This is a genomic window from Pseudomonas sp. LS2P72 (assembly GCF_054897865.1).
This window is the reverse complement of sequence record NZ_CM142708.1, coordinates 5,197,066-5,220,335: the sequence shown is the minus strand read 5'-3', so window position 1 is coordinate 5,220,335 and position 23,270 is coordinate 5,197,066. Positions and strand designations below refer to the sequence as shown.

At 60.1% G+C, this 23,270-nt stretch carries 23 protein-coding genes; 21 read left to right on the top strand and 2 right to left on the bottom strand.

Going from position 1 to position 23,270, the window contains the following annotated elements; translation table 11 throughout:
- Nucleotides 1–123 precede the first annotated feature (123 nt).
- The 12 genes from ACYZUA_RS23965 to ACYZUA_RS23910 all read left to right on the top strand — a co-directional run bounded on the left by ACYZUA_RS23965 (nucleotide 124) and on the right by ACYZUA_RS23910 (nucleotide 11,571).
- The gene (locus tag ACYZUA_RS23965; RefSeq protein ID WP_461960870.1) at nucleotides 124–2,346 is read left to right on the top strand and encodes a DNA internalization-related competence protein ComEC/Rec2; all 2,223 of its coding nucleotides are present in this window, start codon (nucleotides 124–126) and stop codon (nucleotides 2,344–2,346) included.
- Nucleotides 2,347–2,444: 98 nt separating this feature from the next.
- Nucleotides 2,445–3,080, top strand: a complete 636-nt coding sequence (locus ACYZUA_RS23960) for a MotA/TolQ/ExbB proton channel family protein (protein ID WP_176471607.1) — start codon at nucleotides 2,445–2,447, stop codon at nucleotides 3,078–3,080.
- The gene (locus ACYZUA_RS23955) at nucleotides 3,077–3,508 is read left to right on the top strand and encodes an ExbD/TolR family protein (protein WP_461960869.1); all 432 of its coding nucleotides are present in this window, start codon (nucleotides 3,077–3,079) and stop codon (nucleotides 3,506–3,508) included. The genes ACYZUA_RS23960 and ACYZUA_RS23955 overlap by 4 nt, the downstream gene beginning before the upstream one ends.
- On the top strand, nucleotides 3,508–4,518 hold the full coding sequence (gene lpxK / locus ACYZUA_RS23950; RefSeq protein WP_461960868.1) for a tetraacyldisaccharide 4'-kinase: 1,011 nt from the start codon (nucleotides 3,508–3,510) through the stop codon (nucleotides 4,516–4,518). Before ACYZUA_RS23955 ends, lpxK begins: the two co-directional genes overlap by 1 nt.
- Before the next feature lie 23 nt (nucleotides 4,519–4,541).
- Nucleotides 4,542–4,727, top strand: coding sequence for a Trm112 family protein (locus ACYZUA_RS23945; RefSeq protein ID WP_007945752.1), 186 nt, complete (start codon nucleotides 4,542–4,544; stop codon nucleotides 4,725–4,727).
- Nucleotides 4,724–5,488, top strand: a complete 765-nt coding sequence (gene kdsB, locus ACYZUA_RS23940; RefSeq protein ID WP_046049062.1) for a 3-deoxy-manno-octulosonate cytidylyltransferase — start codon at nucleotides 4,724–4,726, stop codon at nucleotides 5,486–5,488. Before ACYZUA_RS23945 ends, kdsB begins: the two co-directional genes overlap by 4 nt.
- The gene (locus ACYZUA_RS23935; RefSeq protein WP_461960867.1) at nucleotides 5,488–5,952 is read left to right on the top strand and encodes a low molecular weight protein-tyrosine-phosphatase; all 465 of its coding nucleotides are present in this window, start codon (nucleotides 5,488–5,490) and stop codon (nucleotides 5,950–5,952) included. The genes kdsB and ACYZUA_RS23935 overlap by 1 nt, the downstream gene beginning before the upstream one ends.
- Complete coding sequence (murB, locus tag ACYZUA_RS23930) at nucleotides 5,949–6,968, top strand: UDP-N-acetylmuramate dehydrogenase (RefSeq protein ID WP_461960866.1); 1,020 nt, start codon at nucleotides 5,949–5,951, stop codon at nucleotides 6,966–6,968. Before ACYZUA_RS23935 ends, murB begins: the two co-directional genes overlap by 4 nt.
- Nucleotides 6,969–7,212: 244 nt before the next feature.
- On the top strand, nucleotides 7,213–7,683 hold the full coding sequence (locus tag ACYZUA_RS23925; RefSeq protein ID WP_461964102.1) for a (2Fe-2S)-binding protein: 471 nt from the start codon (nucleotides 7,213–7,215) through the stop codon (nucleotides 7,681–7,683).
- Nucleotides 7,680–10,001, top strand: coding sequence for a xanthine dehydrogenase family protein molybdopterin-binding subunit (locus ACYZUA_RS23920; protein WP_461960865.1), 2,322 nt, complete (start codon nucleotides 7,680–7,682; stop codon nucleotides 9,999–10,001). Before ACYZUA_RS23925 ends, ACYZUA_RS23920 begins: the two co-directional genes overlap by 4 nt.
- Nucleotides 10,001–10,984, top strand: a complete 984-nt coding sequence (locus tag ACYZUA_RS23915; RefSeq protein WP_461960864.1) for an XdhC family protein — start codon at nucleotides 10,001–10,003, stop codon at nucleotides 10,982–10,984. The genes ACYZUA_RS23920 and ACYZUA_RS23915 overlap by 1 nt, the downstream gene beginning before the upstream one ends.
- On the top strand, nucleotides 10,981–11,571 hold the full coding sequence (locus ACYZUA_RS23910) for a nucleotidyltransferase family protein (protein ID WP_461960863.1): 591 nt from the start codon (nucleotides 10,981–10,983) through the stop codon (nucleotides 11,569–11,571). The genes ACYZUA_RS23915 and ACYZUA_RS23910 overlap by 4 nt, the downstream gene beginning before the upstream one ends.
- A 200-nt stretch (nucleotides 11,572–11,771) precedes the next feature.
- Here the strand turns inward: ACYZUA_RS23910 and rne are convergent, their stop codons facing one another.
- Nucleotides 11,772–14,978, bottom strand: a complete 3,207-nt coding sequence (gene rne / locus ACYZUA_RS23905) for a ribonuclease E (RefSeq protein WP_461960862.1) — start codon at nucleotides 14,976–14,978, stop codon at nucleotides 11,772–11,774.
- Between the two features lie 699 nt (nucleotides 14,979–15,677).
- On the opposite strand from rne, the gene rluC reads away from it, so the two are divergent.
- Genes rluC through sppA form a run of 3 tightly spaced genes read left to right on the top strand, consistent with a single transcriptional unit; the run spans nucleotide 15,678 to nucleotide 18,303 of the window.
- The gene (gene rluC / locus ACYZUA_RS23900) at nucleotides 15,678–16,640 is read left to right on the top strand and encodes a 23S rRNA pseudouridine(955/2504/2580) synthase RluC (RefSeq protein ID WP_046049069.1); all 963 of its coding nucleotides are present in this window, start codon (nucleotides 15,678–15,680) and stop codon (nucleotides 16,638–16,640) included.
- On the top strand, nucleotides 16,627–17,289 hold the full coding sequence (locus tag ACYZUA_RS23895) for an HAD-IA family hydrolase (RefSeq protein WP_461960861.1): 663 nt from the start codon (nucleotides 16,627–16,629) through the stop codon (nucleotides 17,287–17,289). The genes rluC and ACYZUA_RS23895 overlap by 14 nt, the downstream gene beginning before the upstream one ends.
- 24 nt (nucleotides 17,290–17,313) lie before the next feature.
- A complete protein-coding gene (gene sppA / locus ACYZUA_RS23890) occupies nucleotides 17,314–18,303 on the top strand; it encodes a signal peptide peptidase SppA (protein WP_461960860.1) in 990 nt (329 codons plus the stop codon).
- A 204-nt stretch (nucleotides 18,304–18,507) separates the two neighbouring features.
- Here the strand turns inward: sppA and ACYZUA_RS23885 are convergent, their stop codons facing one another.
- Nucleotides 18,508–19,086 carry a Maf family protein gene (locus tag ACYZUA_RS23885; RefSeq protein ID WP_461960859.1) on the bottom strand — a complete coding sequence of 193 codons (579 nt, stop codon included), beginning with the start codon at nucleotides 19,084–19,086 and terminating at the stop codon, nucleotides 18,508–18,510.
- 106 nt (nucleotides 19,087–19,192) lie between these two features.
- Between ACYZUA_RS23885 and ACYZUA_RS23880 the strand changes: the two genes are divergently transcribed.
- The 6 genes from ACYZUA_RS23880 to acpP all read left to right on the top strand — a co-directional run bounded on the left by ACYZUA_RS23880 (nucleotide 19,193) and on the right by acpP (nucleotide 23,183).
- On the top strand, nucleotides 19,193–19,720 hold the full coding sequence (locus ACYZUA_RS23880) for a YceD family protein (RefSeq protein ID WP_004371317.1): 528 nt from the start codon (nucleotides 19,193–19,195) through the stop codon (nucleotides 19,718–19,720).
- Between the two features lie 13 nt (nucleotides 19,721–19,733).
- Nucleotides 19,734–19,916, top strand: a complete 183-nt coding sequence (rpmF, locus tag ACYZUA_RS23875) for a 50S ribosomal protein L32 (RefSeq protein WP_008152339.1) — start codon at nucleotides 19,734–19,736, stop codon at nucleotides 19,914–19,916.
- Between the two features lie 4 nt (nucleotides 19,917–19,920).
- Nucleotides 19,921–20,931 carry a phosphate acyltransferase PlsX gene (gene plsX, locus ACYZUA_RS23870; protein ID WP_461960858.1) on the top strand — a complete coding sequence of 337 codons (1,011 nt, stop codon included), beginning with the start codon at nucleotides 19,921–19,923 and terminating at the stop codon, nucleotides 20,929–20,931.
- Between the two features lie 125 nt (nucleotides 20,932–21,056).
- Nucleotides 21,057–21,995: an ACP S-malonyltransferase gene (gene fabD, locus ACYZUA_RS23865; RefSeq protein WP_008152335.1), complete on the top strand. Its 939-nt coding sequence runs from the start codon at nucleotides 21,057–21,059 to the stop codon at nucleotides 21,993–21,995.
- Nucleotides 21,996–22,011: 16 nt separating this feature from the next.
- Nucleotides 22,012–22,755 carry a 3-oxoacyl-ACP reductase FabG gene (gene fabG / locus ACYZUA_RS23860; protein WP_461960857.1) on the top strand — a complete coding sequence of 248 codons (744 nt, stop codon included), beginning with the start codon at nucleotides 22,012–22,014 and terminating at the stop codon, nucleotides 22,753–22,755.
- A 191-nt stretch (nucleotides 22,756–22,946) separates the two neighbouring features.
- The gene (gene acpP, locus ACYZUA_RS23855; protein ID WP_003442511.1) at nucleotides 22,947–23,183 is read left to right on the top strand and encodes an acyl carrier protein; all 237 of its coding nucleotides are present in this window, start codon (nucleotides 22,947–22,949) and stop codon (nucleotides 23,181–23,183) included.
- Nucleotides 23,184–23,270: the final 87 nt, after the last annotated feature.

Sequence of the window (23,270 nt, the reverse complement as noted above, 5' to 3'; positions counted from 1 at the left end):
TCGGTTAAGGCGGCAAGTATGTCTGGATTCCATGAACCGCCCATTCAGACTTTGTGACAATTAATAACGATGCCTGTGCGATTAGCCGGCTATGCCTAGGAGGGGACTCTCAAGGACGGGCGTATGCGCACAGGGATGATGGCGCTGGCGTTGGGTCTGTTGATCCTGCGTTTTTTACCGGTATTACCGCCGGTCTGGTTATGGATGTTGCTGCCGGTGGTCGGTTTGATGTTGCTGCCGTTTCGCAGCTATCCCCTTGCATTCTTCCTGATCGGCGTCAGTTGGGCAGGCGCGAATGCACAGTGGGCGCTGGATGATCGGCTGCCGGCAAGCCTCGATGGCGAAACCCGTTGGGTCGAAGGGCGGGTGACGGGATTGCCCCAGAACAATGAGGCCGTCGTGCGTTTCGAGTTGGCGGACGCCCGGTCGCGACATGGCAAGGTGCCGAAACTGCTGCGCCTGGCCTGGTATGACGGGCCGCCGGTCAACAGCGGCGAACAGTGGCGACTGGCGGTCAAGTTGAAGCGTCCTGCCGGGCTGCTCAATCCCCATGCCTTCGATTACGACGCCTGGCTACTGGCGCAACGCATCGGCGCGACCGGGACGATCAAGGCTGGCGAGCGACTCAAGGAAGCCCAGTGGGCCTGGCGCGACGGCATCCGCCAGCGCTTGCAGGCCGTGGATGCCCAAGGGCGAACGGGTGCGCTGACGGCGTTGGTTCTGGGGGATGGCGCCGGGCTGAGTCGCGAAGACTGGCAGGTGCTGCAAGACACCGGCACCGTCCATCTGTTGGTGATATCCGGACAACACATCGGATTGTTGGCAGGGCTGGTGTATCTGCTGATCGCCGGTCTGGCCCGTTATGGCCTGTGGCCGAAACGCTTGCCTTGGCTGCCGTGGGCCTGTGGACTCGCATTCGCGGCCGCTCTCGGTTACGGACTGCTGGCCGGTTTCGAGGTGCCGGTGCGGCGGGCCTGCGTGATGATCGGCCTGGTGCTATTGTGGCGCCTGCGATTTCGTCACCTCGGCGCCTGGTGGCCGCTGTTGCTGGCGCTCGACGGTGTCTTGCTGCTGGATCCGCTGGCGAGTCTGCAACCGGGTTTCTGGCTGTCGTTCGCGGCGGTGGCGGTGTTGATCTTCACCTTCGGTGGTCGGCTGGGCCCATGGCGTTGGTGGCAAACGTGGACCCGCGCCCAATGGCTGATCGCGATTGGTCTGTGCCCGTTGCTGCTGGTGCTCGGGTTGCCGATCAGTCTCAGCGGGCCGGTGGCCAATTTGCTCGCGGTTCCGTGGATCAGCCTGGTCGTGCTGCCTCCGGCATTGCTGGGTACGTTGTTTTTACCCCTTCCTTACGTGGGCGAAGGGTTGTTGTGGTTGGCAGGAGGTTTGATCGACCTCTTGTTCAAGGGCCTGACGCTGATGGCCGGGTATTTACCCGCGTGGGTGCCGGTGGCGATCCCGTTGTGGATATGGGCGCTCGGCACATTCGGTGCCTTTCTACTATTAATGCCTCGAGGTGTGCCGTTTCGCTCGTTGGGCTGGCCGATGCTGCTGTTGCTGGTTTTTCCACCCAGGCAGCTCTTGCCTGATGGCATCGCCGAAGTCTGGCAGCTGGATGTCGGCCAGGGTTTGGCCATCCTGGTGCGCACCCGCCATCACACACTGTTGTATGACACCGGGCCACGTTTCGGCGATTTCGACCTGGGCGAGCGTGTGGTGCTGCCGACATTACGCAAACTGGGCGTGGAGGGGCTTGATTTGATGCTGATCAGCCATGCTGACGCCGATCATGCGGGCGGCGCCCGGGCCGTTGCCAATGGCCTTCCGGTGAAACGGGTGGTCAGTGGCGATCCCTTGGCGCTGCCGGCTGAGTTGCAGGCAGAAGGCTGCGAGAGTGGCAAGCAATGGGTCTGGGATGACGTGAGATTTCAGCTCTGGCAGTGGTCTTCGGCCAGCGACAGCAATCAAAAATCCTGCGTCCTGCAGATCGAAGCCAACGGTGAGCGTCTGCTATTGACCGGTGATATAGACGCCGCAGCCGAGCGGGCGCTGCTCGACAGTCCGCTGTCCGTCACCACCGATTGGTTGCAGGCGCCGCACCATGGCAGTCGCAGTTCATCTTCCGTGGCGCTGCTTGCCGGGCTGCAACCCCATGCGGTGTTGATCTCCCGGGGTCACGGAAATTCATTCGGCCATCCCCATCCCACGATCATGGCGCGCTATCGAAAGCGCGGCATATCGATCCATGACAGCGCCGAGCAAGGTGCCATCCGTCTGCAACTGGGACGCTTCAAGCTGCCATGGACGATGCGTCAAGAACGGCGTTTCTGGCGGTCTGCGCAGTGACCCGGAGGGATTAAACACCGACTGGATGCGACATCACGGTCTTCGGTGCGCTCACCCCCTATGTTAGAGTGGCGCACTTTTTCGAGGGGACTGTCACTGTGTGGGAATTGGTCAAATCCGGCGGATGGATGATGATACCGATCATTCTGAGTTCCATCGCAGCCATGGCGATCGTCGCCGAACGTCTCTGGACCCTGCGAGCCAGCCGTGTGACCCCGGAGCATTTGCTCGGGCAGGTCTGGGTCTGGATCAAGGACAAACAACTCAATAAAGACAAACTCAAGGAACTGCGCGCCAACTCGCCGTTGGGCGAGATCCTGGCCGCTGGCCTGGCCAACTCCAGACATGGTCGCGAGATCATGAAAGAGTGCATCGAAGAGGCCGCCGCGCGGGTCATCCACGAGCTCGAACGCTACATCAACGCATTGGGCACTATTGCTGCCATGGCCCCGTTGCTGGGTCTGTTGGGTACGGTGCTCGGCATGATCGACATTTTCAGCGCGTTCATGGGCACGGGCATGGGCACTAACGCTGCGGTGCTGGCCGGTGGTATTTCCAAAGCCCTGATCACCACGGCCGCGGGCCTGATGGTCGGTATTCCGGCGGTATTCTTCCACCGGTTTCTGCAACGCCGGATCGATGAACTGGTGGTGGGCATGGAGCAGGAAGCGATCAAACTGGTCGAGGTGGTACAGGGTGACCGTGATGTTGACCTGAATGGGGGCAAAGCGTGAAATTCCGCCGCAAACCGCGGGAAACGGTAGACATCAACCTCGCGTCGCTGATCGACGTGGTGTTTATCCTGCTGCTGTTTTTCGTCGTGACCACCACCTTTACCCGTGAAACCCAATTGCGTGTCGATCTGCCGGAAGCGGTCAGCGGTTCGCCTGCCGAAGACCAGCAGGTCAAGCGCGTGGATGTTGCCATCAGTGCCGAAGGCGCGTTCTCGGTGAACAATCAGGTATTGCCCAAGAACGATCTGGCGACTCTTATGGACGCTTTGCAGAAAGAATCCAGTGGCGACACCAACCTGCCGCTGTCCATCAGCGCTGATGGCAAGACCCAGCATCAGTCCGTCATCACCGCCATGGACGCCGCCGGTAAACTCGGTTTCAGTCACCTGCGCATGACCACTGTCGAGGCGGCGCCGCCCGCGCCCTGATGGCCATGTCCGATCGCTTGCTCGCCGCATGGTACCAAGGTCATCCGGCCTTGAAACTGTTGCAGCCGCTGGAGTGGCTGTATCGGCGCGTGGTTATGAACAAGCGCAAGCGTTTTCTGGCGGGTGAGGGCGAGATTTATCAATCGCCGGTGCCGCTGATCGTGGTCGGTAACATCACCGTCGGCGGCACCGGCAAGACGCCGCTGATTCTGTGGATGATTCAGCATTGCCAGCGCAGCGGCCTGCGGGTCGGGGTGGTCAGCCGGGGTTACGGCGCCAAGCCACCGCAACTGCCATGGCGAGTCGAGGCGGATCAAAGCGCCGAGATCGCAGGCGACGAACCGCTGTTGATCGTCCAGCGCACCGGCGTTCCGTTGATGATCGACCCCGACCGCAGCCGTGCCGTCAAAGCGCTGCTGGCGAGTGAACCACTGGACCTGATCCTGTCCGACGATGGCATGCAACATTACCGATTGGCCCGCGACCTTGAACTGGTGCTGATCGACGCCACTCGAGGTTTGGGCAACCAGCGCTGCCTGCCCGCCGGGCCATTGCGTGAGCCGGCCGAGCGCCTGCAAAGCGTCGACGCGGTGCTGTACAACGGTGCCGATGCCGATCGCGACGGCGGTTTTGCCTTCCAGCTACAACCCACCGAACTGGTCAATCTGCACAGCGGCGAACGACGTCCCCTCGACCACTTTCCCGCTGGCCAGGCGTTGCACGCCGTGGCCGGGATCGGCAATCCGCAGCGTTTCTTCACAACTCTTGAAACGCTACACTGGCAGCCAGTCCCGCATGCGTTTGCCGACCACGCCGAATACAGCGTGCAGGCCTTGAATTTCACACCGTCATTGCCGTTGGTGATGACCGAAAAGGACGCGGTGAAGTGCCGTGCCTTCGCCGCTGCCGATTGGTGGTACCTGGCGGTCGATGCTGCGCCATCGCCGGCCTTCGTGGCCTGGTTCGATACGCAGCTGATGCGCCTGTTGCCGGCTCGTCTTTTGCCTTAAATCCATTTATCCAGGGAATGCTCATGGACACCAAATTGCTCGATATCCTCGCTTGCCCGGTCTGCAAAGGCCCGCTCAAGCTCAGCGCCGACAAAACCGAGCTGATCAGCAAGGGCGCAGGCCTGGCTTACCCGATTCGCGACGGCATCCCGGTGATGCTCGAAACCGAAGCCCGCACCCTGACCACCGACGAGCGTCTGGATAAATGACCACAGCCTTTACCGTTGTCATTCCATCGCGTTATGCCTCCACCCGCTTGCCGGGCAAACCACTGCTGCTGATCGCCGGCAAGCCGATGATCCAGCACGTCTGGGAACAGGCGAGCAAAAGCAGTGCTCAGCGCGTGGTGGTTGCCACTGACGATGCGCGCATCGTCGAGGCCTGCAATGGGTTTGGCGCTGAGGTGGTGCTGACCCGCGAAGATCACAATTCCGGCACCGACCGTTTGGCCGAAGTCGCCGCGAAACTGGGCCTGGCGCCGGACGCCATTGTGGTCAACGTCCAGGGTGACGAACCGCTGATCCCGCCGAGCGTGATCGATCAGGTTGCCGCCAACCTGGCCGCCCACACCGAAGCGCGCATGGCCACGCTGGCCGAGCCGATCGAAGACGTGGAAACCCTGTTCAATCCCAACGTGGTCAAGGTTGTCAGCGACCTTAATGGCTTGGCGCTGACGTTCAGTCGTGCAACGTTGCCGTGGGCACGCGACGCGTTCGCCAAAAGCCGCGAGCAATTGCCGGAAGGCGTGCCGTATCGTCGGCACATCGGCATCTATGCCTACCGCGCCGGTTTCCTGCATGACTTCGTTAGCTGGGGCCCGTGCTGGCTGGAAAATACCGAATCCCTGGAACAGCTGCGTGCCCTGTGGCACGGCGTGCGGATTCACGTCGCCGACGCGCTGATCGCACCGCCCACCGGCGTCGATACCGTTGAAGACCTTGAGCGCGTTCGTCGCCTGCTGGAGGCCTGATGCGGGTTTTGTTTGTCTGCCTGGGCAACATCTGCCGTTCACCCACGGCTGAAGGTGTGTTGCGACACAAACTGCGTGAAGCGGGGCTAGCCGATCAAATCGAAGTCGCCTCCGCTGGCACCGGCGACTGGCACGTCGGCAAGTCCCCGGACAAGCGCAGTCAGGCGGCGGCCAAGCTGCGCGGTTATGACCTGTCCGCTCAACGCGGCCAGCAAGTGTCCCGCGCCGATTTCGCTACCTACGACCTGATTCTGGCGATGGACCACAGCAATCTGCGCAACCTGAAAGCCTTGCAACCGGCCAAGGGCAAAGCCGAGCTGGACCTGTTCCTGCGTCGCTACCAGTCCGAAATCGATGAAGTGCCGGATCCGTATTATGACGGCGACCAAGGCTTCGAGCAGGTGCTGGACCTGATCGAGCGCGCCAGTGATTTGCTGGTGATCGAATTGAAGGGACGGTTATGAGTTTGCAGGTACGTGCCCAGGTTTCGCTCAGACCGTTCAACAGCTTTGGTGTCGATGTTCAGGCCCGGCTGTTTGCCGAGGCCCACAGCGATACCGATGTGCGTGAAGCCCTGGCCTATGCGCTGGAACATGACGTGCCGCTGCTGGTGATTGGCGGTGGCAGCAATTTGCTGCTGACGGCCGATATCCAGTCGCTGGTGCTGCGCATGGCCACGCGCGGGATTCGCATCCTGAGCGATGACGGCAGCAAAGTCGTGATCGAAGCCGAGGCCGGCGAGCCTTGGCATCCGTTCGTGCAGCACACCTTGGCGCAGGGTTTGTCGGGCCTGGAAAACCTTAGCCTGATCCCCGGCACTGTCGGCGCGGCACCGATGCAGAACATCGGTGCTTATGGTGTGGAGATCAAGGACGTGTTCGCCGGCCTGACCGCTCTGGATCGCCAGACCGGCAACTTGCGGGACTTCACCCTGGAAGAATGCAACTTCGCTTACCGCGACAGCCTGTTCAAACAGGAACCGGGGCGCTGGTTGATCCTGCGGGTTCGGTTCATCCTGGACCGCGCCGCGCACCTGCATCTGGAGTACGGACCGGTACGCCAACGCCTGACCGAGCAAGGTATCGATCACCCGACCGCCACCGATGTCAGCCAGGCGATATGCAGCATCCGCAACGAAAAGCTTCCGGACCCGGCAGTGCTCGGCAATGCCGGCAGCTTCTTCAAGAATCCTTTGGTGCCAGCGGCGCTTGTCGCGCAACTCAAAGGTGAATACCCGGATCTGGTAGCCTACGCGCAACCCGACGGGCAGATGAAACTGGCAGCGGGCTGGCTGATCGAGCGGGCCGGCTGGAAAGGTTTCCGTGATGCTGACGCCGGCGTGCATAAATTGCAGGCGTTGGTGCTGGTCAACTACGGCAACGCGACCGGTCTGCAATTGCTGAACCTGGCGCAACGCATCCAGAAAGACATTTCAGAACGTTTCCATGTTCACCTGGAAATGGAGCCCAATCGGTATTGAGGCTACGCTTTCAAGACTGATCTCAAAGCCCTGCACACGTTTAACGGTGCAGGGCTTTTTTGTTAATGCTGGGTTAACTTAGCCACCTAACGATGCAAACGTTTGCTCCACCAAAGGCCCGATGCAGGCGCTATCGTCCGCATAAGAGAGCCCCATTAGCCTGAGCCGATCTGCGTGATGCCAACCGCCAACCCCAGGCGGCAGATTGCTCGACCCCATAACCGATAACTATGCGGGCGTGTCCATGATTACCCTGAAACTCAATGGTCAAGACCATCAACTCGACGTCACCGAGGACATGCCGCTGCTCTGGGCAATCCGCGACGTGGCCGGTTACAACGGTACTAAATTCGGCTGCGGCATGGGCCTGTGTGGCGCCTGCACCATTCATATCGAAGGTGCCCCGGCGCGCAGTTGCATCACGCCGATCGGTTCGGTGGTTGGCCAGAATGTCACCACCATCGATAACCTGCACGTCGACCCGATCGGGAAAGTCGTCCAGCAAGCCTGGCTCGACACCGCCGTGGCCCAGTGCGGTTTCTGTCAGTGCGGGCAGATCATGTCGGCCACGGCGCTGCTCAAGACCAACCCGAACCCCAGCGACGAGCAGATCGAAGAGGCGATGGTCGGCAATATTTGCCGCTGCGGCACGTACAACCGCATCAAGACCGCCATCCGCCAGGCATCCACTCACCTGAAGGAGGCCAAGGCATGAGCCCGTTACCGAATGATTTCGCGCTGAGCAATCTCAGTCGCCGCGGTTTCCTCAAAGGCGTTGGCGCCACCAGTGCCTTGGTTTTGGTGGCGAGCTGGGGCTGGCAAGAGGCTTTCGCTGCCGAGAAAGAGAAGAAATTCGGCGCCGATGGCATGCCCAACGGCTGGATCGATGATCCGAAGGTTTACGTCAGCATCGCCGCTGACGGCACGGTGACCGTGGTCTGCAACCGTTCGGAAATGGGCCAGGGGGTGCGCACCAGCCTGACGATGGTGGTGGCCGATGAGCTGGAAGCCGATTGGGCGATGATGAAGGTGCAACAGGCGCCGGGCGACGAAGTGCGCTTCGGCAACCAGGACACCGATGGCTCGCGCAGCATGCGCCACTGGTACGAGCCGATGCGTCGCTGCGGTGCTGCCGCGCGGACCATGCTTGAACAAGCCGCTGCCGAACAGTGGAAAGTGCCGGTCGGCGAATGCCATGCGCAACTGCATAAAGTCATCCATAAACCATCCGGTCGTGAATTGGGTTACGGCGCCTTGGCCGCCGCGGCCGGTGCGTTGGCAGTGCCGGCGCGTGACAGCCTGCGACTCAAGCAGCCGTCGGAATTCCGCTACATCGGCAAGGAAGGCACCAAGGCCATCGACGGTGCCGACGTCGTCAATGGCCGCGCCATTTACGGTGCAGACGTGCATTTCGACGGCATGCTCTACGCCACCATTGCACGTCCAGCGGTGTACGGCGGCAAGGTCAAGTCTGTCGACTCCAGTGCCGCGATGAAAGTCCCGGGCGTGATCAAAGTCATTCAGATCGAAGATCGTCCACTGCCGCTGGAGTTTCAACCGCTGGGTGGCGTGGCCGTGGTCGCCAGTAATACCTGGGCGGCGATCAAGGGCCGCGAAGCGCTGAAAATCGAGTGGGACGATGGCCCCAACGCCAGCTACGACTCGATCGCCTACCGCAAGGAAATTGAGGCCGCCTCCCTCAAACCCGGCAAAGTGGTGCGCAATACCGGCAACATCGACGAAGCGATGGGCAGTGCCGACAGCACGCTCGAAGCGTCCTATTACCTGCCGCACCTGACGCAAGCACCCATGGAACCGATGGTCGCCATCGCCCGCTTCAAGGACGGTGTGTGCGAAGCCTGGGCCCCAAGCCAGGCACCCCAAGTCTCCCGTGAACGAATTGGCGAACGCCTCGGCATTCCGTTCGATAAGGTCACCTTTAACGTCACTTTGCTGGGCGGCGGTTTCGGTCGTAAATCCAAACCGGACTTCATCATTGAAGCCGCGATCCTTGCCAAGGAATTCCCCGGCAAAGCAGTGCGGGTGCAATGGACTCGTGAAGATGACATCCACTGCTCCTATTTCCACACGGTGTCGGCCGAGTACCTGAAAGCCAGCCTGAACAAGGACGGTCTACCGTCCGGCTGGTTGCACCGCACCGTGGCGCCAAGCATCACCGCGTTGTTTGCGCCAGGCATGAACCACGAGGCGGCCTTCGAACTGGGCATGGGTTTCACCAACATGGCTTACGCGATTCCCAACGTGCGCCTGGAAAACCCGGAAGCGACGGTCCATACCCGGGTCGGCTGGTATCGCTCGGTGTCGAACATTCCTCACGGTTTTGCGATTCAGAGCTTTGTCGATGAACTGGCGCACAAGGCCGGTCAGGATCCGCTCAAGTACCAGATCAAATTGCTCGGCCCGGACCGGCAGATCGATCCGCGCACCTTGAGTGAAGAGTGGAACTACGGCGAATCCCCCGAGCGTTATCCGATCGACACGGCGCGGATGCGCACGGTGCTGGAAACCGCCGCCAAAGCCGCCGGTTGGGGCCGCGAGTTGCCCAAGGGCCGAGGCCTGGGGCTGGCGGTGCATTACAGTTTCGTGACCTATGTGGCGGCGGTGATCGAGGTCGAAGTCAAAGACGACGGTACGCTGATCGTGCACAAGACCGACATCGCGGTGGATTGTGGTCCGCAGATCAACCCCGAGCGGATTCGTGCGCAGTTTGAAGGCGCCTGTGTCATGGGCTTGGGCAACGCGGTGCTGGGAGAAATCAGCTTCAAGGACGGCAAGGTCCAGCAGGACAACTTCCACATGTACGAAGTGGCGCGCATGTCCCTGGCTCCGAAGGAAGTTGCGGTTCATCTGGTCACGCCGCCAGGCGATGTGCCGCTGGGAGGTGTTGGTGAACCGGGCGTGCCTCCGATTGCGCCAGCGCTGTGCAACGCAATCTTTGCCGCCACTGGCAAGCGCATCCGCAACTTGCCGGTTCGTTATCAACTGCAAGGTTGGCAGAAGGCGCAAGCCTGATGGACAGCGTCGATCTGAACGTCCTGCGCAGCGTGCTCGAATGGCGCCGCGCCGGTCAGCGGGTGGTGTTGTACAGCGTGGTCCAGACCTGGGGCACCGCGCCCCGGGCACCTGGCGCCATGCTGGCCTTGCGTGAAGATGGCGTGGTGATTGGCTCGGTGTCCGGTGGTTGTGTCGAAGACGATTTGATTGCCCGGCTGCACGACGGTCGTATTCCCGCCGATGGGCCGCCGGTGCAATTGATCACTTACGGCGTCACGCGCGAGGAGGCGGCACGCTTCGGTTTGCCGTGCGGCGGCACCTTGCGCCTGACCGAGGAGCGTGTCGGCGACCCGGCTTGGGTTGCCGAGTTGCTGGCGCGCTGCGAGGCGCATGAAATCGTTGCTCGCTCACTCAGTGTCGAGACGGGTGAAGTCATCCTGCAACCGGCTGACAAGAAGGACGTGCTGACGTTCGATGGCAAGACGTTGCGGGCCATTTACGGCCCACGTTGGCGGTTGCTGCTGATCGGTGCGGGGCAGTTGTCCCGTTATGTCGCCGAGATGGCGCGGCTGCTGGATTTCGAAGTGCTGATCTGCGATCCGCGCACCGAGTTCGTTTACGGCTGGGAAGAGCAGCACGGACGATTTGTTTCGGGCATGCCCGATGACGCGGTGCTGAGCATTCAGACTGACGAGCGTACGGCCATTGTCGCGCTGACCCACGATCCTCGACTCGATGACATGGCGCTGCTCACGGCGCTGGATTCCAGGGCGTTTTATGTCGGTGCGCTGGGCTCCCGGGTCAACAGCTTGAAGCGCCGGGACAACCTGGCTCAGCTAGGCTTGTCACAAGAGGCTATCTCTCGGCTGCATGGCCCGATCGGTTTGCACATTGGCAGCCACACACCGGCGGAAATCGCCTTGTCGCTGCTGGCCGAAATCGTGGCGATCAAGAACGGCGTCGAGCTGAAGCAGAAGAAGCTGTTGCAGGAGGTCGTATGAGCGAGTCCATCGGCGTCGTCGTGCTGGCAGCGGGGCAGGGCAGTCGGTTCCGACAGGAGGCCGGTGCCGAGAAAGACAAACTGGTCGCGGATTGTACGGGGCGCGAGGGTGCTGTTCATTCGATGATCGAGCAAGTGCTGGTGAATTTGCCGGCCTCCCTTGAGAAGCGCGTCCTGGTGACCACTGTCGATCGACCACAGGTGATCCGCATGGCCAAGGCTTATGGTTGCGAGATTGTGCTGATCGAATCGACCGGCATGGGCGACAGCATCGCGGCGGGAGTGGCGACGTGCCCGCATCTCGGCGGCTGGCTGATTGTGCTGGGGGATATGCCGTTTATCTTGCCGTCGAGTATTGAACGTGTGGTGGCGGGGATTGCTGATGACGCCGTCAGTGTTCCGGTGCATCAAGGCGAGTATGGGCATCCGGTGGGATTTGGACGCAACTTTGGTCCGGCGTTGATGGCGTTGTCTGGTGATCACGGCGCCAAGGCGTTGTTTGCGCAGGCGAGGGTGGTCGAGGTGGCCGTGGACGATTCCGGAATACTGTGGGACGTCGATGTGCCTGAATCACTGTTCTTCAAGTAGCCCCGACGCAGATCCCCTGTGGGAGTGAGCCTGCTCCGGGCGGCGTTCCGACGATGGCGGTAGATGCAAGCTGATCCACCGCTATCGTCGGAACGCCGCCCGGAGCAAGCTCACTCCTACAAGGAGCTGCGGTGATGTTCACGAGACATAAAAAAGCCCCGCCTGGATCACCAGGCGGGGCTTTTTAATGGCCGATGGAATCAGACGAGGGGTTTAGGCTCGTGTTCTTTTTCCAGGGCTTGTTCGTGTTGCTCTACCGCTTCCTGAATGGAGCGCGGTGCTTCGTCGATCACCGATTCAGCGGGTTCGGCAGCAGCGACTTCAGCAGCCGGGGCAGGTGCTGCCTCGACGACTTCAGCAAAAACCGGTGCTGGTTCGACAGCAGCCGGAGCAGCAGCGGCAGCCAGTTCGGCTTCCTTCTGCAGACGCTCCTCTTCACGCTTGCGACGACGCACTTCACGCGGATCGTTCGGCGCACGGCCACTTGGCGTCAGGGCGCTGACAGGGGCGGCTTCGACTTCCGGTGCAGCCACTTCGGCGACAACCGGCGCTTCAACCACTGGAGCAGGCTCGGCAGCAGCAACCACTGGCTCGGACACCATGGCCTCGGCTTCTGGCGCTTCGGCGGCGGCTGGCTCGGCAACCCAGTTGAACGCGGTTTGCTCTTCGCGAACTTCACGGACAGCTTCGGTCACTGTTTCGCTGGCTGTTTCGACAACCGGTTCTGCGGCAACCACTGGCTCAGCGGCAGCTTCAAATACAGGCTGTGCTTCACGAACCGGAGCGACTTCGATTTCCGGAGCCGCGGAGGCTTCGACCGGAGTCGTTGCTTCAACCACTGGCGCTTCCACTGGAGCAGTTTCCAGGGTGGCGGCAGTCGCGCGTTCGGCTTGCTCGTTAGCCTGTGCTTCGGCTGGAGCGCTGATCACGGTGCTGGCAACGGCTGCGGTAACAGCCAGGCCGGCGGCCAGATCGGCAGCGCTTGGCGCTTCGTTGGTTTCCGCAGCTTCGTTACCTTCGGCGGACTCGGATTCTTCCGAACCTTCGATCACATTGCCGTTGGCATCGCGTTGACGCTCACGACGGTTGCTGCGACGACGCTGGCCACGGGAGCGGCGGCGCGGACGATCGCCTTCGGCGCCGTCCTGACCGTCTTCCTGCAGTTGCTCTTCGTTGGTAACCAGCTCTTCTTCAGCTACTGTGGCAACAGCTTGCTCGGCACGTGGCTGGCGTTCTTCACGCGGTGGGCGTGGAGCACGTTCTTCACGTGGCTGACGAGCTGGACGCTCTTCAGCGGTAGCAGTAGCAGCAGCGGCGGCTGGAGCAGCATCCAGAGGCTCGCGCAGTTCACGAACCGGACGCTCTTCACGATCGCCACGTGGCTTGCGATCTTCGCGAGGAGCGCGCGGTGCACGTTCTTCACGAGGAGCGCGTGGTGCGCGCTCTTCACGTGGAGCGCGTTCTTCGCGGGCGACTGCTACTGCTGGAGTTTCCTCGCGGGCTTCGCGTGGCTCACGTGGTGCGCGCTCTTCACGCGGTGCACGTTCCTCGCGAGGCTTGCGTTCTTCATCGCGGCGCCCGTTACGGTTGCGGCTCTGTTGACGACCGTTGCGACGCTCTTCGTTGCGGGCCGGACGCTCGGTGGTCGCCGGTTTTTCAACCACAACCGGAGCAGCAGGCTCTTCCTTGGTTGCGAACAGGCTGACCAGCGACTTCACCAGGCCTTTGAACAGGCTTGGCTCTGGCGCGGCGGCCGGTGCGGCAACAGGAGCGGCAGCGACGACTTCGGTCGGAACCGGAGCGTTGGCGCGGGCCGGAGCTGTCTTGACCGCGGCTTCCTGGCGAACCAGGGTGCGGGTTGCAGCGGCTGGCTGGACTTCTTCGACTTCGGCAGCGGCAGCAGCGATTTCGTAGCTGGACTGGCCGACTGCGGCTTCCGGGCTGTCATCGCGCAGACGCTGAACTTCGAAGTGCGGCGTTTCGAGGTGATCGTTCGGCAGAATGACGATGCGGGCACGGGTGCGCAGTTCGATCTTGGTGATCGAGTTGCGTTTTTCGTTGAGCAGGAACGCGGCGACCGGGATCGGCACCTGGGCGCGAACTTCGGCAGTGCGGTCTTTCAGGGCTTCTTCTTCGATCAGGCGCAGGATCGCCAGCGACAGCGATTCAACGTCACGGATGATGCCGGTGCCGTTGCAACGCGGGCAAACGATGCCGCTGCTTTCGCCCAGCGATGGACGCAGGCGCTGACGGGACATTTCCAGCAGGCCGAAGCGCGAGATGCGACCGACTTGCACGCGAGCGCGGTCGGCTTCCAGGCATTCGCGGACTTTCTCTTCCACGGCGCGCTGGTTCTTGGCCGGGGTCATGTCGATGAAGTCGATGACGATCAGGCCGCCGATGTCGCGCAAGCGCAACTGACGGGCGATTTCTTCGGCAGCTTCAAGGTTGGTCTGCAGAGCGGTTTCTTCGATGTCGCTGCCTTTGGTGGCGCGCGCCGAGTTGATGTCGATGGACACCAGGGCTTCGGTCGGATCGATAACGATGGAGCCGCCGGAAGGCAGTTCAACGACGCGCTGGAAAGCGGTCTCGATCTGGCTTTCGATCTGGAAACGGTTGAACAGCGGAACGCTGTCTTCGTACAGCTTGATCTTGCTGGCGTACTGCGGCATCACCTGGCGGATGAAGGTCAGGGCTTCGTCCTGTGCTTCAACGCTGTCGATCAGTACTTCGCCGATGTCCTGGCGCAGGTAATCGCGGATGGCGCGGATGATCACGTTGCTTTCCTGGTAGATCAGGAATGGCGCGGAGCGATCCAGCGAGGCTTCTTTGATGGCGGTCCACAGTTGCAGCAGGTAGTCGAGGTCCCACTGCATTTCTTCGCTGCTGCGGCCCAGGCCGGCAGTGCGAACGATCAGACCCATGTCGGCTGGTGCAACCAGGCCGTTCAGGGCTTCACGCAGTTCGTTGCGCTCTTCACCTTCGATGCGACGGGAGATACCGCCGGCACGCGGGTTGTTCGGCATCAGAACCAGGTAACGACCGGCCAGGCTGATGAAGGTGGTCAGGGCTGCGCCCTTGTTGCCACGTTCTTCTTTTTCGACCTGAACGATGACTTCCTGGCCTTCGCTCAGGACGTCCTTGATGTTGACGCGGCCTTCGGGGGCTTTCTTGAAGTATTCGCGGGAGATTTCTTTGAGGGGCAGGAAGCCGTGGCGCTCAGAGCCGAAATCGACAAAGGCAGCCTCAAGGCTTGGTTCGATGCGAGTAATCCGGCCTTTATAGATGTTGGCCTTTTTCTGCTCGCGTGCACCGGATTCGATGTCCAGGTCGTAGAGGCGTTGGCCATCTACCAGTGCAACACGCAACTCTTCGGGTTGAGTTGCGTTAATCAGCATTCTTTTCATGTAGTACCGTCGGTTTCCGGGCTGCCGGAAACGGCGTTCGGCACACACGACTTCTCATGGTCGGTGTCAGGTGCGTCAGGAGTGGTTGGACACTCCAGTGTCTAGCGAACCCGGCCAATTGGGCCGGCGTCGCGACGTACGCGTCCTGCTTGCTGTGGCTACTTAAGCACTCAGTCAGGAGGAGGAATCAACCGGCGGCTGTGGACGAGATGAAGCGTCTTGATAAAGCCTATTGCTACACAGTCCAGCGGTTGTGCATCTCCACCCTACACGTATCCCTGATAATTCGGGTGCTGCCGCGCGCAGAATCCGCAGCGGGTTGGCATTTACCGTGAGCTCCGAAAGGGGAGGTCACGCATCATGGCTAATTTAGGCGTTGTTTCCGAAGCGTTCGCTCGGGGTTGTTCGTAGCTGACTGCACTTTGTGAACTGGCCGTGAATATTTGCTCGCAAGGCGAGTGAAAACTCTGCTTTGCGGCATGCTTCAGGCCTCATGTCACCTGCGCTCGTTACAACTGCAAACTCTACCGTTTCGTAGCGAAAGCCCCGTAGGACGGCCTCTCGTCCTCGTGAATTGCGTTGGTCAGGGCCGGTTTTTGACCGTTAGTCCGCTGTCCAGGCCACTTTTGGCGGCGTTCGCGACTATAGCAGCAATGATTAAGTGCTTCAATTCCATAAAAAATTGTTATCATCCGCGCCATGACGACTACTGCCCCTTCGACCCCAGCCGTACAACTGCTGGAGGTCTCGCCGGAATATGCCGGCCAACGTATTGATAACTTCCTTCTCGCCCGGCTTAAAGGCGTGCCCAAGACCTTGATTTACCGCATTTTGCGCAAGGGCGAAGTGCGGGTGAACAAAGGTCGGATCAAGCCCGAATACAAGCTGCAGGCGGGCGATATCGTGCGCGTGCCGCCGGTTCGCGTGCCTGAGCGCGACGAGCCGGTGCCGCTGGCACAAGGCCTGCTGCAGCGCCTCGAAGCCTCGATTGTCTTCGAAGACAAGGCGTTGATCGTGATCAACAAGCCTTGCGGCATCGCGGTTCATGGCGGCAGCGGCCTGACTTACGGGGTGATCGAAGCCTTTCGTCAGTTGCGTCCCGATTGCAAAGAGCTCGAACTGGTTCATCGTCTCGACCGTGATACCTCCGGCCTGTTGATGATCGCCAAGAAGCGCAGCATGTTGCGCCACTTGCACACGGCATTGCGCGGCGATGGCGTCGATAAGCGCTACATGGCGCTGGTTCGCGGCAACTGGGCGGCCTCGATCAAGCAAGTCCGAGCGTCGCTTGGCAAGAGCAACCTGCGTTCCGGCGAGCGTATGGTCGAGGTCGACGAGGAGGAGGGCAAGGAGTCCGTGACCGTGTTCAAGGTCCTGCGTCGTTTTGGCGACTTTGCCACCCTGATCGAAGCCAAGCCGATTACCGGCCGGACTCACCAGATCCGCGTCCACACCTTGCACGCCGGGCATTGCATTGCCGGTGACACCAAGTACGGCGATGAAGGCTTCAGCAAAGAGATTCGTGACCTGGGCGGCAAGCGCCTGTTCCTGCACGCCTACATGCTGACCGTGCCGCTGCCGGATGGTGGTGAGCTGAAGTTGCAGGCACCGGTCGACGAGATGTGGGCCAAAACCGTGGAGCGCCTGAGTGCACCCATCTGATTACAAGCTGCTGATTTTCGATTGGGACGGCACTCTCGCCGACTCCATTGGTCGGATTGTCGAGTCGATGCACGTCGCGTCCGAGCGCTCCGGATTTCAGTTGCGCGAAGATTTTGCTGTCAAAGGCATCATCGGTCTGGGTCTGCCGGAAGCGATTCGTACGTTGTATCCGGAAATCGGCGACGACGAATTGGTAGCCTTCCGTCAGCACTATGCTGATCACTACATCGCCTCGGAAGCCGTGCCTTCGCCGTTGTTCGACGGTGTGGTCGAGTCGATGGAGGCATTTCGTGCCGAGGGTTATCACTTGGCGGTCGCGACCGGCAAGGCTCGTCGCGGGCTGGATCGGGTGCTGAAGTCTCACGGCTGGGAAGATTATTTCGATATCACCCGCGCGGCCGACGAAACCGCCAGCAAACCCCATCCGCTGATGCTCGAGCAAATCCTCGCTCACTGCGAGGTTCGCCCGGAGCAGGCGCTGATGGTGGGCGATTCGTCCTTTGACTTGCAGATGGCGCGCAACGCCGGCATGGATTCGGTGGCCGTCAGCTATGGCGCGCAATCGATCGAAGCGTTGAAATTATTCGAGCCGGCACTGGCCATTGATCGTTTTTCAGAATTGCATGCCTGGCTGAGTCAGCGGGCTTAATAGGTTTTTGCTGGGGTAGATGTCATGACCGACGAATGGAAAGCGCCCGCCAAGGCGAGCGCAGAGAGCGGTGACGAAAAAAGCTGGAAGCTGTTGGAAAAGACCCTGCTGGCTAGCGTGCAAGAGCAGCGCCGGTCCCGTCGCTGGGGGATTTTCTTCAAGCTGCTGACTTTTGTGTACCTGTTTGGCGCGTTGATCCTGTTCACGCCGCTGATGGATATGGAAAAAGCTGCCACTCTCAGTGGTAACTACACCGCGCTGATCGACGTGACCGGCATGATCGCCGACAAGGAGCCAGCCAGCGCAGACAACATCGTCGGCAGCCTGCGTGCAGCGTTCGAGGACAAGAAGGTCAAGGGTGTCATCCTGCGAATCAACAGTCCGGGCGGCAGTCCGGTGCAGTCGGGTTACGTCTATGACGAGATCCGCCGTTTGCGCGGCCTGCATCCGGACACCAGGATTTACGCGGTGATCTCTGATTTGGGCGCTTCGGGTGCTTATTACATCGCCAGTGCGGCGGATCAGATCTACGCCGACAAGGCGAGCCTGGTGGGTTCCATTGGTGTGACGGCGGCTGGTTATGGCTTTGTCGGGACAATGGAGAAGCTGGGTGTCGAGCGTCGCACTTACACCTCTGGCGAGCACAAATCGTTCCTCGATCCGTTCCAGCCGCAGAAGCCTGAAGAAACTCAGTTCTGGCAGGGCGTGCTCGATACCACTCATCAGCAGTTCATCAACAGCGTCAAGAAAGGTCGTGGCGACCGCCTCAAGGACAAGGAACATCCGGAGTTGTTCTCCGGGTTGGTCTGGTCTGGCGAGCAGGCGCTGCCGCTGGGCCTGATCGATGGTCTGGGAAATGCCAGTTCAGTGGCGCGTGATGTGATCGGCGAGAAAGAGCTGGTGGACTTCACCGTTCAAGAGTCGCCATTCGATCGCTTCTCGAAAAAACTGGGTGCCAGCGTGGCTGAGCATCTGGCGATGTGGATGGGCTTCCAGGGGCCTTCGTTGCGCTGATCTCCTTCGGCATAATAAACCGGCCCAAGTGGCCGGTTTTTTAATGTCTGCGCGGCCTCTGTAGCAGCTGGCGAAGCCTGCGTTCGAGTGCGCAGCACTCGCAAATCCGGATTGCGCGGTTTATCTGAAAGGTTGCGGTGGATGGTTTGGCGAGCGCTGCGCACTCGAACGCAGGCTTCGCCAGCTGCTACGGGACTGTGGTGTTCAGGGGGTTTCAATCCCTTCGGCCAGCAACATGTCCACCAGGCGAATCAATGGCAGGCCGATCAGGCTGGTGGCGTCAGGGCCTTCGGTGCTTTGAAACAGGCTCACCCCCAAACCTTCGGCTTTGAAGCTGCCAGCGCAGTCGTAGGGCTGTTCGGCGCGAAGGTAGCGTTCGATGCGCGCCTGGTCGAGCGAGCGCATGTGTACGGTGAACGGCACGCAGTCGACCTGGCATTCACCAGTCTGGCTGTTGAGCAGCGCCAGGCCGGTGAGGAAGGTCACGCTGGCACCGCTCGAAGCCAGCAATTGTTCTCGGGCCTTTTCGAAGGTGTGCGGTTTGCCGATAATCCGCTCGCCAAGCACCGCGACCTGATCGGAGCCGATGATCAGATGAGCGGGATGGCTGCTGGCCAGCGCGCGTGCTTTTTCCTCGGCGAGGCGCTTGACCAGCTCGATGGCGGACTCGCCCGGACGATGGCTTTCGTCGATATCCGGCGAGCTGCAGATAAACGGCAGCTGCAAGCGGGCCAGCAATTCCCGGCGATAAACCGAGCTTGAAGCGAGTAATAAAGGCAGCATGCGCATCTCCAGAAGACAGGCGCGAATTCTAGCGGAGGCTTGCAAGTGACGGACAGGGCTGAATTTCCTTTGACATGGCTGGGGGCATCCCTATAATGCTGCGCCTATGTTGAATGACCCGATTCCACCTCACGTTGACCCGCGCAAATTGGCTGATCGTGGCACCACCCTTCAAGGTGAACTGCTGCTGGCCGATTTGGAGAGACTCTGCGACCCGCTTTCCGACACTGTCGGTACGGTGCAGGCTAAATTCGTTTTTGAACGAGATGAACGTAAGTCTGTGGTAATTCACAGCTTTATCGACACCGAAGTCAAAATGGTTTGCCAGCGTTGTCTTGAGCTGGTCACCCTGCCGATCCATAGCGAATGCAGTTATGCTGTGGTGAAGGAGGGTGCGAATACCCAGTCGTTGCCGAAAGGTTATGACGTGCTGGAACTGGGCGAAGATCCTTTGGATCTGCAGTCACTGATCGAGGAGGAGCTTCTGCTCGCCTTGCCCATTGTGCCTGCTCATCATCCGGAAGAATGCCAGCAGCCGGCGGGTCTCGATGAGCCCGAACCGAGCGAGGACGAGGTAACGCGGTCCAACCCGTTCAGTGTATTGGCGCAGTTAAAGCGTGACCCAAACGTTTAGGAGTTAATCAATTATGGCTGTTCAGCAGAACAAAAAATCCCGCTCTGCCCGTGACATGCGTCGTTCCCACGACGCCCTGACGGCAAGCACTCTGTCTGTAGAAAAAACCACCGGTGAAATTCACCTGCGTCACCACGTATCGCCAGAAGGCGTATACCGTGGCCGTAAAGTGATCGACAAGGGCGCTGACGAGTAATCACTTGTCTGCTCAAGTCATCGCGATTGACGCAATGGGCGGGGACTTCGGTCCCCGCAGCATTGTTCAGGCCAGCCTTGCTTGCCTGTCTGCTACGCCCTCGCTACATCTGACCCTCGTCGGTCAACCCTCCCTTCTTGAAGAATTGCTCTCTGGCCAATCGGCTGTGGATCGCTCGCGTCTGTCGATTGTTCCGGCGTCCGAAGTCATCACCATGGACGAAAAACCTGCACAGGCCCTGCGCGGCAAGCCCGACTCGTCGATGCGCGTGGCGCTGGAGTTGCTGCGCGATGGCAAGGCCCAGGCCTGCGTTAGTGCCGGCAATACCGGTGCGTTGATGGCATTGTCGCGCTTCGTGCTCAAGACCTTGCCGGGTATTGATCGGCCGGCCATGGTGGCGGCGATTCCAACGCAGAAGGGTTATTGCCAGTTGCTCGACCTGGGCGCCAATGTCGATTGCAGTGCCGAGCACCTGTTGCAGTTCGCCGTCATGGGGTCGGTGGCGGCGGAAACACTGGGCATCGTTCGTCCGCGAGTGGCGCTGCTGAACATTGGTACTGAAGACATCAAGGGCAATCAGCAGGTCAAACTCGCTGCAACATTGTTGCAAAGTGCCCGTGGTATCAATTACATCGGTTTTGTCGAAGGTGACGGTGTGTACCGTGGCGAGGCGGATGTGGTGGTATGTGACGGTTTTGTCGGCAATATCCTGCTCAAATCCAGCGAAGGCCTGGCGACCATGATTGCCGGGCGCATCGAAGCCTTGTTCAAGAAAAACCTTGCGTCGAAAGTGGTCGGTGCTTTGGCATTGCCGCTGATGAAGCGCTTGCAAGCCGATCTGGCGCCTGCGCGACATAACGGCGCAAGTTTCCTTGGTTTGCAGGGAATTGTGGTGAAAAGCCATGGTTCGGCGGGGGTTCAGGGCTTCCAGAGTGCGATTCAGCGCGCCTTGATCGAGATCCAGGAGAACCTGCCGGAACGCATTCACGGTCGCCTGGAGGATTTGTTGCTTTAGGCGTTTTCGTCGGACAATGCTTAAATGTGACCGCTCAGTTCAATTTGCCATCCAACTGTCAGTTTCTTGCGTCCCCCAAGCGGGACGTCAATTCTCCGACGACAAGATCATTAGGGGCTTGTTACATGTCTGCTTCCCTCGCATTCGTCTTTCCGGGACAGGGTTCGCAGTCCCTCGGCATGCTGGCCGAGTTGGGCGCGCAACATCCGGTTGTCCTCGAAACATTCAAAGAAGCTTCCGATGCTCTGGGTTACGACCTGTGGGCACTGACCCAGCAAGGGCCGGAAGAACAACTCAATCAAACCGATAAAACCCAGCCGGCCATTCTGACCGCCTCGATTGCCTTGTGGCGTCTGTGGCTGGCTGAAGGCGGCGCGCGTCCGGCTTATGTTGCCGGTCACAGCCTGGGCGAATACAGCGCTCTGGTCGCTGCGGGCAGTCTGAGCCTGGGTGACGCGGTGAAGCTGGTTGAACGCCGTGGTCAGTTGATGCAGGAAGCCGTTCCGGCCGGGCAGGGTGGCATGGCCGCCATTCTCGGTCTGGACGATGCTGATGTGCTGGCAGCCTGTGCCGAAGCGGCGCAAGGCGAAGTGGTCAGTGCGGTCAACTTCAACTCCCCTGGCCAGGTGGTCATCGCCGGTGCCAAGGCAGCGGTCGAGCGCGCCATCGAAGGCTGCAAGGCTCGTGGTGCCAAGCGCGCCATGCCATTGCCGGTCAGCGTGCCGTCCCATTGCGAGCTGATGCGTCCGGCGGCCGAGCGTTTCGCCGAGTCGATCGCAGCGATCGACTGGCAGGCGCCGCAGATCCCGGTGGTTCAGAACGTCAGCGCCACTGTGCCGGCCGATCTGGAAACCCTCAAGCGCGATCTGCTTGAGCAGCTTTACAAGCCTGTGCGCTGGGTCGAATCGGTTCAGGCGCTGGCCGCCAAAGGTGCTACCCAGTTGGTCGAATGCGGCCCGGGTAAAGTACTGGCTGGCCTGAACAAGCGTTGCGCCGAAGGCGTGTCGACATCCAACCTCAATACCCCCGACGCCTTCGCTGCCGCCCGCGCAGCGTTGGCTTGAATCAGGAGAAGCCTGCATGAGTCTGCAAGGTAAAGTTGCACTGGTCACTGGCGCGAGCCGCGGTATCGGCCAGGCTATCGCCCTGGAACTGGGTCGTCAGGGCGCCACCGTTATCGGTACCGCGACGTCTGCCTCGGGTGCCGAGCGCATTGCGGCAACCCTGGCGGAAAACGGGATTCAAGGCACTGGCCTGGAACTCAATGTCACCAGCGACGAATCCGTTGCTGCCGTACTGGCGAGCATTACATCGCAGTTCGGTGCGCCGGCGATCTTGGTCAACAATGCCGGTATCACCCGCGATAATCTGATGATGCGCATGAAAAATGACGAATGGCATGACGTCGTCGATACCAACCTGAACAGTCTGTTCCGCCTGTCCAAAGGCGTTTTGCGCGGTATGACCAAAGCCCGTTGGGGACGAATTATCAGTATTGGCTCGGTTGTGGGTGCCATGGGCAACGCAGGCCAAGTAAACTACGCAGCCGCCAAGGCCGGTCTGGAAGGTTTCAGCCGTTCACTGGCGCGTGAAGTCGGTTCGCGTTCGATTACGGTAAACTCGGTGGCCCCTGGGTTCATCGACACCGATATGACCCGTGAACTGCCTGAGGCGCAGCGTGAAGCCTTGCAGACGCAAATTCCGCTGGGCCGTCTGGGACAAGCTCAAGAGATCGCGTCTGTGGTCGCTTTTCTTGCATCCGACGGTGCGGCTTACGTTACTGGGGCTACAATCCCGGTGAACGGCGGGATGTACATGAGTTAAATGTGACGGGTTGCTTCAAAAAAATGTCATACGAGCTGTCTAAAATCCGTTATAAAGCTGCAATCTATTTATAGACAGAGGGTCGTCGGGTTTGAGGAGTGAAGCTTTCAGTTGAAAAACTGAAAAGTCTTTCTATACACTTACCCACTGGCCAGCTGCCTGAATTTGTCCATTAGGAGTGAAAACAAGGTATGAGCACCATCGAAGAGCGCGTCAAGAAAATCGTTGCTGAGCAACTGGGCGTTAAAGAAGAAGAAGTGGTCAACACTGCTTCCTTCGTTGAAGACCTGGGTGCCGACTCCCTTGACACCGTTGAGCTGGTGATGGCTCTGGAAGAGGAATTCGAGACCGAAATCCCTGACGAAGAAGCTGAGAAGATCACTACTGTACAAGCCGCAATCGATTACGTTACTAACCACCAGGCTTAATAGCTTGTAATCGTTGCTTGCTGTCATGGAAAAACCGCACTGCCATCACGGCGTGCGGTTTTTTCTTTAGGCCTGATGCAAAGTCGT

Bases quoted from the DNA above. Each gene is read 5' to 3' on its own strand.
- ACYZUA_RS23965 (WP_461960870.1), top strand. From the start codon at position 124: ATGCGCACAGGGATGATGGCGCTGGCGTTGGGTCTGTTGATCCTGCGT.
- lpxK (WP_461960868.1), top strand. From the start codon at position 3,508: ATGGCCATGTCCGATCGCTTGCTCGCCGCATGGTACCAAGGTCATCCG.
- ACYZUA_RS23945 (WP_007945752.1), top strand. From the start codon at position 4,542: ATGGACACCAAATTGCTCGATATCCTCGCTTGCCCGGTCTGCAAAGGC.
- kdsB (WP_046049062.1), top strand. From the start codon at position 4,724: ATGACCACAGCCTTTACCGTTGTCATTCCATCGCGTTATGCCTCCACC.
- ACYZUA_RS23935 (WP_461960867.1), top strand. From the start codon at position 5,488: ATGCGGGTTTTGTTTGTCTGCCTGGGCAACATCTGCCGTTCACCCACG.
- murB (WP_461960866.1), top strand. From the start codon at position 5,949: ATGAGTTTGCAGGTACGTGCCCAGGTTTCGCTCAGACCGTTCAACAGC.
- ACYZUA_RS23925 (WP_461964102.1), top strand. From the start codon at position 7,213: ATGATTACCCTGAAACTCAATGGTCAAGACCATCAACTCGACGTCACC.
- ACYZUA_RS23920 (WP_461960865.1), top strand. From the start codon at position 7,680: ATGAGCCCGTTACCGAATGATTTCGCGCTGAGCAATCTCAGTCGCCGC.
- ACYZUA_RS23915 (WP_461960864.1), top strand. From the start codon at position 10,001: ATGGACAGCGTCGATCTGAACGTCCTGCGCAGCGTGCTCGAATGGCGC.
- ACYZUA_RS23910 (WP_461960863.1), top strand. From the start codon at position 10,981: ATGAGCGAGTCCATCGGCGTCGTCGTGCTGGCAGCGGGGCAGGGCAGT.
- rne (WP_461960862.1), bottom strand. From the start codon at position 14,978: ATGAAAAGAATGCTGATTAACGCAACTCAACCCGAAGAGTTGCGTGTT.
- rluC (WP_046049069.1), top strand. From the start codon at position 15,678: ATGACGACTACTGCCCCTTCGACCCCAGCCGTACAACTGCTGGAGGTC.
- sppA (WP_461960860.1), top strand. From the start codon at position 17,314: ATGACCGACGAATGGAAAGCGCCCGCCAAGGCGAGCGCAGAGAGCGGT.
- ACYZUA_RS23885 (WP_461960859.1), bottom strand. From the start codon at position 19,086: ATGCTGCCTTTATTACTCGCTTCAAGCTCGGTTTATCGCCGGGAATTG.
- ACYZUA_RS23880 (WP_004371317.1), top strand. From the start codon at position 19,193: ATGTTGAATGACCCGATTCCACCTCACGTTGACCCGCGCAAATTGGCT.
- rpmF (WP_008152339.1), top strand. From the start codon at position 19,734: ATGGCTGTTCAGCAGAACAAAAAATCCCGCTCTGCCCGTGACATGCGT.
- fabD (WP_008152335.1), top strand. From the start codon at position 21,057: ATGTCTGCTTCCCTCGCATTCGTCTTTCCGGGACAGGGTTCGCAGTCC.
- fabG (WP_461960857.1), top strand. From the start codon at position 22,012: ATGAGTCTGCAAGGTAAAGTTGCACTGGTCACTGGCGCGAGCCGCGGT.
- acpP (WP_003442511.1), top strand. From the start codon at position 22,947: ATGAGCACCATCGAAGAGCGCGTCAAGAAAATCGTTGCTGAGCAACTG.